9 protein-coding genes are annotated in these 12,353 nt (G+C 63.0%); 6 read left to right on the top strand and 3 right to left on the bottom strand.

The genetic code is table 11. From position 1 onward, the window contains the following. Window positions 1–34: 34 nt before the first annotated feature. From pyc to V6765_RS14790, 3 genes are all read right to left on the bottom strand, one after another. Complete coding sequence (gene pyc / locus V6765_RS14800) at window positions 35–3,496, bottom strand: pyruvate carboxylase (protein ID WP_448430077.1); 3,462 nt, start codon at window positions 3,494–3,496, stop codon at window positions 35–37. 159 nt (window positions 3,497–3,655) lie between these two features. Then, window positions 3,656–4,924 (bottom strand): MFS transporter, encoded by a 1,269-nt coding sequence (locus V6765_RS14795; RefSeq protein WP_448430075.1) that lies wholly within the window; start codon window positions 4,922–4,924, stop codon window positions 3,656–3,658. A 74-nt stretch (window positions 4,925–4,998) separates the two neighbouring features. Further along, window positions 4,999–5,538 carry a gluconokinase gene (locus V6765_RS14790; protein ID WP_448430073.1) on the bottom strand — a complete coding sequence of 180 codons (540 nt, stop codon included), beginning with the start codon at window positions 5,536–5,538 and terminating at the stop codon, window positions 4,999–5,001. A 191-nt stretch (window positions 5,539–5,729) separates the two neighbouring features. Between V6765_RS14790 and V6765_RS14785 the strand changes: the two genes are divergently transcribed. From V6765_RS14785 to V6765_RS14760, 6 genes are all read left to right on the top strand, one after another. Continuing rightward, the gene (locus tag V6765_RS14785; RefSeq protein ID WP_448430071.1) at window positions 5,730–6,305 is read left to right on the top strand and encodes an ActR/PrrA/RegA family redox response regulator transcription factor; all 576 of its coding nucleotides are present in this window, start codon (window positions 5,730–5,732) and stop codon (window positions 6,303–6,305) included. 229 nt (window positions 6,306–6,534) lie between these two features. Next, window positions 6,535–7,848 carry an ABC transporter substrate-binding protein gene (locus tag V6765_RS14780; RefSeq protein WP_448430069.1) on the top strand — a complete coding sequence of 438 codons (1,314 nt, stop codon included), beginning with the start codon at window positions 6,535–6,537 and terminating at the stop codon, window positions 7,846–7,848. Between the two features lie 215 nt (window positions 7,849–8,063). Further along, entirely contained in the window at window positions 8,064–8,936 is an 873-nt protein-coding gene (locus tag V6765_RS14775; RefSeq protein WP_448430067.1) for a carbohydrate ABC transporter permease, read from the top strand. Between the two features lie 2 nt (window positions 8,937–8,938). Continuing rightward, window positions 8,939–9,769: a carbohydrate ABC transporter permease gene (locus V6765_RS14770; protein ID WP_448430065.1), complete on the top strand. Its 831-nt coding sequence runs from the start codon at window positions 8,939–8,941 to the stop codon at window positions 9,767–9,769. Between the two features lie 11 nt (window positions 9,770–9,780). Then, a complete protein-coding gene (locus V6765_RS14765) occupies window positions 9,781–10,779 on the top strand; it encodes an ABC transporter ATP-binding protein (RefSeq protein ID WP_448430063.1) in 999 nt (332 codons plus the stop codon). 75 nt (window positions 10,780–10,854) lie between these two features. Further along, a complete protein-coding gene (locus tag V6765_RS14760) occupies window positions 10,855–12,336 on the top strand; it encodes a mannitol dehydrogenase family protein (protein ID WP_448430061.1) in 1,482 nt (493 codons plus the stop codon). The last annotated feature ends 17 nt before the right edge of the window (window positions 12,337–12,353 follow it).

Raw genomic sequence — 12,353 nt, 5'->3', positions numbered from 1 at the left:
GGATCTCGAGCTCTTTGAGCGGCATACGGGTTCACTACCCCTCGTAGACCACCAGCAGGTCCTTGGCGTCGATCTGGTCGCCGGCCTTGACGTGGACTTCCTTGATGACGCCATCGCGATCGGCGTGGAGGGCGGTTTCCATCTTCATTGCCTCGATCGAGACCAGAACGTCGCCGACGGAGACCTGCTGGCCGGCGGAGACGCCGACGGTGGAGATCACGCCCGGCATCGGCGCGCCGATCTGGTTTGCATTGGTGGGATCGACCTTCTGGTTGACGCCGGCGCCGGCGCCGGCATTGCGGTCCGGAACCTTGATCGAACGCGGCGCGCCGTTCAGCTCGAAGAACACGGTGACCATGCCTTTCTCGTCGGCGCTGGTGATCGCCTGGTTCTGGATCACCAGCGTCTTGCCGCGCTCGAGATCGGCGAACAGCTCGTCGCCCTCGTCAAGCCCGTAGAAATAGGCAGGCGTGGGCAGAACCGAGACCGGACCATAGGTCTCGCTCGCCATGGCGTAATCGACAAACACCTTGGGATACATCAGGTAGGAGGCCAGTTCGAAATCGTCGATCTCGCGGCCGATCTTTTCCTCCGCTTCCTTGCGTAGCGCGTCCAGATCGGCGTCCTCCAGCAGCGAGCCGGGGCGTACGGTGTAGGGTTTTTCGTTCTTCAGAGCCTTCTTCTGCAACCCTTCCGGCCAGCCCGCCGGTGGCTGGCCGAGGTCGCCCTTCAGCATGGAGATAACCGATTCCGGGAAGGAGATGTCCTTCGCCGGGTTCTCGACATCGGGAACGGAAAGGTCCTGGCTCACCATCATCAGCGCCATGTCGCCGACCACCTTGGAGGACGGCGTCACCTTGACGATGTCGCCGAACATCTGGTTGGCGTCGGCATAGGCCTGCGCCACTTCGTGCCAGCGGGATTCGAGGCCGAGCGAACGCGCCTGCTCCTTGAGATTGGTGAACTGGCCGCCCGGCATTTCATGCAGATAGACTTCCGAGGCCGGCCCCTTGAGGTCGCTTTCAAACGCGGCGTACTGGTGGCGCACCGCCTCCCAGTAGAAGGAAATGCGGCGGATATAGCCGGTATCGAGGCCCGGATCGCGCTCGTGACCCTTCAGCGCCTCGACGATCGAACCGAGGCAGGGCTGCGAGGTATTGCCGGAAAACGCGTCCATGGCCGCATCGACGGCATCGACGCCGGCATCAATCGCCGACAGCACAGTGGCGGCCGAAATTCCGGACGTGTCGTGGGTGTGGAAATGGATCGGCAGTTCTGTGGCATCGCGCAGGGCGGTGAACAGCTGCTTCGCCGCCGCCGGCTTCAGGAGGCCCGCCATGTCCTTGACGGCGATGATGTGCGCGCCGGCCGCTTCCAGCTCCTTTGCCAGATTGGTGTAGTATTTCAGGTCATATTGCGGCCGCTTGGCGTTCATGATGTCGCCGGTGTAGCAGATCGCCGCCTCGCAGAGCTTGCCTTCCTCGGCCACCGCATCCATCGACACGCGCATGTTTTCCACCCAGTTCAGGCAGTCAAACACGCGGAACAGGTCGATGCCGCCCTTGGCCGCCTGACGGACAAAATATTTCACCACATTGTCGGGATAATTGGTGTAGCCGACGCCGTTGGCCCCGCGCAGCAGCATCTGCAGCAGCAGATTGGGCGCGGCCTCGCGCACCAGCGCCAGACGCTCCCACGGGTCCTCGGTCAGGAAGCGCATGGATACGTCGAAGGTCGCGCCGCCCCAGCATTCCAGCGACAGCAATTCCGGCAGCGCGCGGGCATAGGTGCCGGCGATCGATGCGATGTCGTGGGTGCGCATGCGGGTGGCGAGCAGTGACTGGTGGCCATCGCGCATGGTGGTGTCGGTCATCAGCACGCGCTTTTCGTGGCGCATCCACTTGGCGAATTTCTCCGGCCCCATCTCGTCGAGAAGCTGCTTGGTGCCGGGCTTCGGATCGCCCTCGATATAGGGAACCACGGGCTTGGCAATATCCTCGGCGGGCTTCGGCCGGCCCTTGGCCTCCGGATGGCCGTTGACGGTGACATCGGCGAGATAGGTCAGAAGCTTGGTGGCGCGGTCGGCGCGCTTGACCTGATCGAACAGCTCCGGCGTCTCGTCGATGAAACGCGTGGTGTAGCTGTAATCCATGAACTGCGGATGGGTGATGATCGCTTCGAGGAAGGTGAGGTTGGTCGCCACCCCGCGGATGCGGAATTCCCGGAGCGCGCGGTCCATGCGGCGCGCGGCCTCCTCGGGCGTCGGCGCCCAGGCGGTGACCTTTTCCAGAAGCGGATCGTAGTAGCGGGTGATCACCGCGCCGGAATAGGCGGTGCCGCCGTCAAGCCGGATGCCGAAGCCGGTCGCGCCGCGATAGGCGGTGATCCGGCCGTAATCGGGAATGAAATTATGCTCCGGATCCTCGGTGGTGATCCGGCACTGCAGCGCATGACCGCGCAGCTTGATCTCCTCCTGCGGCGGAACGCCGGAGGCGGCCTCGTCGCCGATCGGGTGGCCATCGAGAATGTGGATCTGCGCCTTGACGATGTCGATGCCGGTGACGACCTCGGTCACGGTATGCTCGACCTGGATGCGCGGATTGACCTCGATGAAGTAGAACTTTCCGGTATCGGCATCCATCAGATATTCGATCGTGCCGGCGCCGATGTAATTGGTGGCCCGGCCGATCTTCAGCGAATATTCGGCAAGCTCCTTGCGCTGTTCTTCGGAGAGATAGGGCGCGGGCGCGCGCTCCACGACCTTCTGGTTGCGGCGCTGGATCGAGCAGTCACGCTCGAACAGATGCACGACATTGCCGTGGGTGTCGCCGAGGATCTGGCTTTCGACGTGGCGGGCGCGCTCCACCAGCTTTTCCAGATAGACCTCGTCCTTGCCGAAGGCGGCCTTGGCCTCGCGCTTGGCTTCCGTCACCTCGCGGGCAAGGTCTTCCTTCGCGCGGATCACCCGCATGCCGCGGCCGCCGCCGCCCCAGGAGGCCTTGAGCATCACCGGATAGCCGACCTCCTCGGCCATGCGGGCAACCTCGTCCATGTCGTCGGGCAGCGGATCGGTGGCAGGCACCACCGGCACGCCGACCTCGATCGCGAGATTGCGGGCGGCGACCTTGTTGCCGAGCCGGCGCATGGTCTCGGCCTTGGGACCGATGAAGGTCAGACCCGCGGCCTCGCAGGCATCGACGAATTCGGGGCTTTCGGAGAGTAGCCCGTAACCCGGATGGATCGCATCCGCGCCGGAGAGCTTGGCAACCCGGATCACCTCCTCGATCGACAGATAGCTTTCGATCGGGCCCATGTCGTGGTCGAGATGCGGCCCACGGCCGACCTGATAGCTCTCATCCGCCTTGAAGCGGTGGAGCGCCAGCTTGTCTTCCTCCGCCCAGATTGCAACTGTCTTGATATCCAGTTCGTTTGCAGCGCGAAAAACGCGAATGGCGATTTCGGAACGATTGGCGACAAGAATTTTCGAGATCGGCAAGGGAGGGCCTCCAGGGGACATCTGCGGGAAAATCGCGATACCGAATTCATACCCAAACTCCGGCACGAGCGCAAACCCGACCGTGCATTCCCTGCAAGCGGAATTGACGATCTGACAGGTTCCCGCGCTACGCGTCCCCGGCGGTTGCCCGGCGCCCGTTCAGACGCGGCCGTCTCTGCCGGAGGGCAGAACGTTGGACAGGAAGATCGCCACCGTCGCAAGCCCCGCGAACAGCGCCAGCAGGAAGCCGGGCGCCAGCATGAACCCGGTCTGCTGAATGATGAAGGTCGCCGTCAGCGGCGTCAGCCCGCCGACGATCGCAAAGCCGATATTGTAGACAAAGGCCACGCCGGTATAGCGCACATCGGTTGGAAAGATCGCCGTCAGCAGTACCGGCCCGACGCCCCAGGCGAAGGCGGCGATCAGCGAGATCACGATCATGGCCGGCAACAGTTCGGCCACGCCCTGCTGCATCCAGACATAGGCCGGGATCGCCGCCACCGCCAGAAGCAACGCGGCTATGAAGGCTGGAACCTTGATGCCGACGAAATCCGAGAGCAGGCCGGCCACCGGCATCGGCAGCGAAAACAGCACGATGCCGATAAGAACGGCGGTCGCCACCTGGTCGGGATCGTATTTCAGGAAATCGGTAAGATAGGAATTCATGTAGAGATAGAGCAGCGGAACGGTGGCGGCGCCGAGCCCGGTGATGAACAGGCCGAGCCAGACGGCGCGGGCATTGTCGCGGAACAGCGCGGCGAGCGGCACCTTGTGGGCATGGGCTTCCATCTCGGCGAAGGCCGGGCTTTCGGAAAGCCGCGCCCGCAGGAAGAAACCCGCGATCGCCACCAGCCCGCCGACGAAGAAGCCGATGCGCCAGCCATAGGAGAGCACCGCGGTCTCCGACATCAGATGGGTGATCGCCCACTGCACGGCCTGGGCGGCCAGCATGCCGACATTGATGATCATGAACAGGAAACCGCAGGCAAGCCCGCGCCGCTTCGGCATGGTTTCGGTGATCAGCGTCATCGCGCCGGGGATCTCCCCGCCGAGGCAAAGCCCCTGCACCATGCGCAACACCACGAGAAGCACGGTCGCGGCAATGCCCCAGCTTGCATAGCCGGGCATGAAGGCGATCAGGAATGTCGCGCCCGCCATGCCGGCGATCGAGACCCGGAGCATGGCCTTGCGGCCGTGCCTGTCGCCGAAATGGGAAAACAGGATGCCGCCGAGCGGGCGCACGAGATAACCGACGGCGAAGATCGCGAAGGCCGCCAGAAGCCGCGCGGCCGGCGCCTCGTCCGGAAAGAAGGTCTTGCCGATCTGCGAGGCGAAGGAGGCATAGATCACGAAATCATAGAATTCGAGCCCGCCGCCCATGCTCCCCAGAAAGAGTGCGCGTCTGCGCTCGCTCGCCGTCACCGTCATCCCGTTCCTCCGCGCTTGCCACTGAGCGACGTTCGCCGATGCCTGCCGGAAAGGCAAGGCGGAAAACGCAGGCCTCAGTCGAATGCGCTCGCAAGGCCCGCAAGCGCGGCATCGACGATCGCCTCCAGCGATTGATCGATGTCGACGACAACCACGCCCGGCTCTCCATCCGGCCGCTCCAGCGTCGCAAGCTGGCTCTGGAGCAGCGAAACCGGCATGAAATGGCCGGTGCGATGGCCCATGCGCGCGCTCAGCAAGGCCTCACTGCCGTCCAGAAACACGAAGGCCAGCGGTCCGCCGGCGGCCTCGCGCAACCGGTCGCGATAGGCCTTCTTCAGCGCCGAACAGGTAACGACGACGCCCTCCTTCCGATGGCCCGCGATCGCATCACCGATCAACGCCAGCCAGGGCCAGCGGTCCTCGTCCTGAAGCGGAATGCCGCGCGACATCTTTTCGACATTGGCGGCTGGATGAAGGTCATCGCCCTCGATGAAACCATGGCCAGCGCGCTCGGCAAGTCGCCGCGCAATGGAGGATTTGCCCGAGCCGCTGACACCCATGACGATGATGGCCTCGGGGAGTGCGCCCGAATTTGCGATGTCATGACCGTTCATTCTGTTCCCGCTCCGCAAGTGTGAGGCCATGGTCTAGAATGGTTCGCCCCCGAATGGAAGCGCGGGGCCGTTTCACCGGTCCGGTCTTTACACCCCCGCCGCTCCGGTGACGGTTTTGTGACGCGCAAGGGGTTTACCCCCGCCTTCCCCGAAGGCATAAGGGTTGAGGCATTACTTTCAGGCCCAATGAAATGAACGCATTGCAGACCCCCGACCCGAATGATGACCTCGCCGGCCTCGGCGACGACCGCAGTCTTCTGCTTGTCGATGACGACGCGCCGTTCCTGCGCCGGCTGGCGCGCGCCATGGAAACGCGCGGCTTCGATATCGAGACGGCGGGCTCCGTTGCCGAAGGGATAGAACTTGCAAAGGCGCGGCCGCCGGCCTTCGCCGTCGTCGATCTGCGGCTGGAAGACGGCAGCGGGCTCGACGTGGTCTCCGCCATCCGCGAGGCGCGGGCCGATACCCGGATCGTGATGCTGACCGGATACGGCAATCTCGCCACCGCCGTGACGGCGGTGAAGCTCGGCGCGCTCGACTATCTCGCCAAGCCCGCCGATGCCGACGATATCGTTCACGCGCTGACCCAGCAGCCCGGCGAAAAGACCGACCTTCCCGAAAATCCGATGTCGGCGGACCGGGTGCGCTGGGAGCACATCCAGCGGGTCTACGAGATGTGCGACCGCAACGTCTCCGAAACCGCCCGCCGCCTCAACATGCACCGCCGCACGCTGCAGCGCATCCTCGCCAAGCGCGCCCCGCGCTAGAAGCGGTTCCGCCATTCTCGCCTGATCGCTGTCTCCTCGCCCTGCGATGCGGGCGTTGAGCAAGCGTCGGCCGAAACACGCGGCCACTGCCGAAAAATTACCCTTTCGAAACAAGCATATTGCGGCATTCGCCCAAAGTATGAGCATTCGTCCACTTGACAGAGCGCGTCATTCTGGTGAGTAATTGCCCACATCGTAAGCTATTGCTCAATCTGAGGGAGGAACGAGTATGAAACTTCATTCGATGCTGCTCGCCGCTTGCTCGCTGGTCGCCCTGACCGGCGTTGCTTCTGCTGAGACGCTGACCATCGCCACCGTCAACAACGGCGACATGATCCGCATGCAGAAGCTCACCGACGATTTCACCAAGGATCATCCGGATATCGACCTCGAATGGGTCACGCTTGAAGAAAACGTGCTGCGCCAGAAGGTCACCACCGATATCGCCACCAAGGGCGGTCAGTATGACGTCTTGACCATCGGCAATTACGAAGTGCCGATCTGGGCCAAGCAGGACTGGCTTCTGCCGCTCACCGATCTGCCCGGCGATTACGACGCTGGCGACCTTCTGCCGGCCATCGCCGGCGGTCTTTCCGTCGACGGCACGCTTTATGCCGCGCCGTTCTACGGCGAAAGCGCCATGGTGATGTACCGCACGGATCTGGCCGAAAAGGCCGGCGTGACCATTCCGGCAGAGCCGACCTGGGACGAGATCAAGGCCGCGGCTGAAGCCATGACCGACAAGGACAACGGCATTTACGGCATCTGCCTGCGCGGCAAGGCCGGCTGGGGCGAGAACATGGCCTTCCTCGGCGCCATGTCCAACTCCTACGGCGCGCGCTGGTTCGATATGGAATGGAAGCCGCAGTTCGACACCGAAGAGTGGAAGGCGACGCTCACCGACTATCTGGACATGATGAACAATTATGGCCCGCCCGGCGCGTCCTCCAACGGCTTCAACGAGAACCTCGCGCTGTTCCAGCAGGGCAAGTGCGGCATGTGGATCGACGCCACCGTCGCCGCCTCGTTCGTGACCGATCCGGATGAATCCAAGGTCGCCGATTCGGTTGGCTTTGCCCTGTTCCCGGAAAAGGGCGATCTCGGCAACCGCGGCAACTGGCTGTGGTCGTGGAACCTCGCCATTCCGGCATCCACGCAGAAGGCCGATGCGGCCAAGGCATTCGTCGCCTGGGCAACCTCCAAGCACTACACCGATCTGGTGGCAGAGCAGGACGGCTGGCGCGCAGCACCTCCCGGCACCCGCACCTCGCTCTACGAGAACGCGGATTACAAGGAGGCGGCACCGTTCGCCGAAATGACGCTGGAATCGATCAACGCGGTCGACACCAACAAGCCTTCGGTTCAGGAGATCCCCTATACCGGCGCGCAGTTCGTCTCGATCCCGGAATTCCAGGGTATCGGCACCGCCGTCGGCCAGCAGTTCTCGGCAGCCCTTGCCGGCAACGTCTCCGCCGAACAGGCCCTCAACAACGCGCAGCAGTTGACCCAGCGCGAAATGATGAAGGCCGGCTACATCAAGTAACCTTCCTCCGCGGGCGGCCGGGCTCAAGGGTCCGGTCGCCTTCGGAGTTCAAGCCGACATGATGACGGCCGCCGCGCATGAAGTGACGGCGGCCAATCCGGTTTTGGCGCACCGATGAACGGCCTTGTCTGGCCCGACACACCGGGATGCGCAACGAACGGGCTCAAGGCGCCTGAGGGCGGCCTGACGATCCACTTTGCGGGGGAAACACCGAAATGGCGACGACCCATACCAAAAATGCGGCGCGGCTGATGATGGCGCCCTCGGTCATTCTGCTCTTGTTGTGGATGATCATACCGCTGTCGATGACGATCTACTTCTCGTTCCTGCGCTACAATCTTCTGATGCCGGGGACGGAAAGCTTCGCCGGCTTCATGAATTACCGCTTCTTCCTGACGGACCCGGCCTTCTTCCAGGCGATCGGCAATACGCTTCTGCTGGTGGGCGGCGTGTTGTTTGCAACCGTCGTCGGCGGCATCGCGCTGGCGCTGCTGCTCGATCAGCCGATCTTCGGACAGGGGATCGTGCGCATCCTCGTGATCGCGCCGTTCTTCGTCATGCCCACCGTTTCGGCGCTGGTGTGGAAGAACATGCTGATGAACCCGGTCAACGGGTTGTTTGCTTCGCTCGCGCGGTTCCTCGGCATCCAGCCGATCGATTTTCTATCGTCGATGCCGCTGACCTCGATCGGCCTGATCGTGACCTGGCAATGGCTGCCCTTCGCAACCCTCATTCTGCTGACGGCGCTTCAGTCGCTTTCCGAAGAGCAGAAGGAAGCCTCCGAGATGGACGGGGCCAACGCCTGGAACCGGCTGATCTACATCATCCTGCCGCATATGGCGCGCGCCATCACCGTGGTCGTGCTGATCGAGACGATCTTCCTGCTTTCGATCTTCGCCGAAATCCTGGTCACCACCAATGGCGGCCCCGGCACGGAAAGCACCAACCTCACCTACCTCGTCTACATGCAGGCATTGCTGCAGTTCGATGTCGGGGGAGCGTCCGCCGGCGGTATCATCGCCGTCATTCTCGCCAATATCGTTGCGATCTTCCTGGTTCGCATGATCGGCAAAAATCTGGAGGACTGACGATGGCACGCCGGGTAACAACGCAACGGAAAGCCGCTTTCACCGCATTGGCATGGCTGATCGCGTTCCTGATCTTCTTCCCGATTCTCTGGACCTTTCTGACCAGCTTCAAGACGGAGGGCGAGGCCGTCGCCTCGCCGCCCTCCTTCCTGTTCTTCCAGTGGACGCTGGAAAACTATGTCGAGGTGCAGGCGCGCTCGAATTATTTCCACCATTTCTGGAATTCGGTGGCGATCTCGCTGGGTTCCACTGTGATCGGCCTCCTGATCTCGGTGCCGGCCGCCTGGGCGATGGCGTTTTCGCCGACGCCGCGCACCAAGGACGTGCTGCTCTGGATGCTCTCCACCAAGATGCTTCCGGCGGTCGGCGTGCTGGTGCCGATCTACATCATCTTCCGCGATCTCGGCCTGCTCGACACCCGCACCGGCCTGATCGTGGTGATGATGCTGATCAACCTGCCGATCATGGTGTGGATGCTCTACACCTACTTCAAGGAAATCCCGGGCGAGATTCTCGAAGCCGCCCGGATGGATGGAGCAACGCTCGGCAAGGAGCTCATCTATGTGCTGACGCCGATGGCGATCCCGGGCATTGCCTCCACCCTTCTTCTCAACATCATCCTTGCCTGGAACGAAGCGTTCTGGACGCTGAACCTGACGGCCTCGAAAGCGGCGCCGCTGACAGCCTTCATCGCTTCCTATTCGAGCCCGGAAGGCCTGTTCTACGCCAAGCTTTCCGCGGCATCGACCATGGCGATTGCGCCGATCATCATTCTCGGCTGGTTTTCGCAGAAGCAGCTCGTACGCGGGCTCACCTTCGGCGCGGTTAAATAAGGACAGGACCAATGGGCAGCATCAGACTTGAAAAAGTTTCCAAGCACTTCGGCGAGCACGCGGTCATCCCTTCGATCGACCTCGAAATCAACGAGGGTGAATTCGTCGTCTTCGTCGGCCCGTCGGGCTGCGGCAAATCCACGCTTCTGCGCCTGATCGCGGGACTGGAGGACGTCACAGGCGGGCGCATCCTGATCGACGGCGAGGACGCCACCGACAAGCCGCCGGCAAAGCGCGGGCTTGCCATGGTGTTCCAGTCCTACGCGCTCTATCCGCATATGAGCGTTCGCAACAATATCGGCTTCCCGCTGAAGATGGCGAATGTCGACAAGGCCGAGATCGACCGCAAGGTCGAGGACGCTGCGAAGATCCTGAACCTCACCGATTATCTGGAGCGCAAGCCGCGCGCGCTTTCCGGCGGTCAGCGCCAGCGCGTTGCGATCGGCCGCGCGATCGTGCGCAATCCCGAGTGCTTCCTGTTCGACGAGCCGCTCTCGAACCTCGATGCCGCACTCCGGGTCAACATGCGCCTCGAGATCACCGAACTGCACCAGCAGCTCGATGCCACCTCGATCTATGTGACCCATGACCAGGTCGAGGCCATGACCATGGCCGACAAGATCGTGGTGCTGCGCGCCGGCAATATCGAACAGGTCGGCTCGCCGCTGGAGCTTTACCGCAAGCCCGCCAACCTGTTCGTCGCCGGCTTCATCGGCTCGCCGAAGATGAACTTCGTCACCGGCAAGGATGCGGAAGGCTACAAGGCGCACACGATCGGCGTCCGGCCCGAGCATCTGACGCTGTCGACCGAAAGCGGCACCTGGCGGGGCAAGGTCGTGGTCGCCGAGCATCTGGGCTCCGACACCTTCCTGCATATCGATGTCGAGGGCATCGGCCAGCTCACCGCCCGCGCCAATGGCGACTTCCCGGTGCGCCATGGCGATGTCGTCTATGTCACTCCCGATGCCGAGCGGATCTACCGCTTCGACGACAAGGGGCTGGCGCTCTAGACGGCAGGGCGCGCAGAGAAAACGGCGGGCACCACCGGCTGCGCCCGCCCCGGAATGCGAAGATCGGACAGGACAATGACCAAGGCACTTTCTCTTAACACACTCAAGGACCACGCCGACAAGGCGGCGGTGCCGACCTATGCGCGCGACGATCTTTCGCCGGGCATTGTCCATTTCGGCGTCGGCAATTTTCACCGCGCCCATCAGGCGGTCTATCTGCACGAGCTCTTCAACAAGGGCCGCGATCACGACTGGGCGATCATCGGCGCCGGCGTGATGCTGGGCGACGCGAAGATGCGCGACGTGCTGAAGGGCCAGGATTTCCTGACCACGGTGGTCGACCAGGAGGCCCATGCAAGCAGCGCCACCATCACCGGCGCGATGATCGACATGATCGCGCCGCCGGATTTTGACGCGATGATCGAAAAGCTCGCCGACCCGGCGATCCGGATCGTCTCGCTGACGGTGACCGAAGGCGGCTATTTCATCGATCCGGCAACCGGAAAGTTCGATCCGAAGCACCCGGCGATCGTGGCCGACGGCAACAACCCGGATCAGCCAAAGACCGCATTCGGCCTGATCATCGCCGGGCTGAAGAAGCGCCGCGCGGCGGGCCTTCCGGCATTTACCGTCATGTGCTGCGACAACATTCCCCATAACGGCGCGGTCACGAAGGCCACGGTGTCCGGACTTGCCGAACTCTCCGATCCGGATTTCGCCGGCTGGATCCGCGATCACGTCGCCTTCCCCAACGCCATGGTCGACCGCATCACGCCGGCCACCGGCGAGCGCGAGCGAAAGATCGCCGCGGAAGAACACGGCATTGCCGACAACTGGCCGGTGTTCTGCGAGGAGTTCCGGCAGTGGGTGTTGGAGGATGATTTTCCGCTCGGCCGGCCCGCGCTGGAAGAGGTGGGCGTCACCTTCGTCGATGATGTCAGCCCCTACGAAATCATGAAGCTCAGGATCCTGAACGGCGGCCACGCCGCGATCGCTTATCCGGGCGAACTGCTCGACATTCACTTCGTTCACGAGGCGATGGAGAACGAGCTGATCGCCGCCTTCCTGGAGAAGCTCGAAAAGGACGAGATCATCCCGATCGTGCCGCCGGTGCCCGATACCGATCTCACTGAATATTACAAGCTGATCGCGCGGCGCTTCGCCAATCCCAAGATCGGCGACACGATCGAGCGGCTGGCGCTCGACGGCTCCAACCGCCAGCCGAAATTCATCCTGCCCTCCACCGCCGTCCGGCTGGAGAAGGGCCTCGATGTCACCGGGCTTGCGCTGGTCTCGGCGCTGTGGTGCCGTTATTTCGAGGGCACGTCCGACAGCGGCCGCAAAATCAAGTTCAACGACGAGGCCGCAGACCGGCTCCATGCCGCCGCACTTGCCTCGCGGGAAAAGCCGACCCGTTTCCTGGAAGAGCGTGACATTTTCGGCGCCGTTGCCGATAATCCGCAATTCGTGAAGCGGTTCACCGGCGCGCTTGAAAGCCTGCGGGCCGACGGCACGGCCGCGACGCTGAAACGCTATATCGCCGGCGATCTGGAGTAACGCCGCAATCAGGAGGC

The sequence above is a fragment of the Martelella sp. FOR1707 genome, from assembly GCF_053484265.1.
The sequence above is the reverse complement of the archived record's forward strand: the minus strand, read 5'-3'. Positions and strand labels throughout refer to the sequence as shown.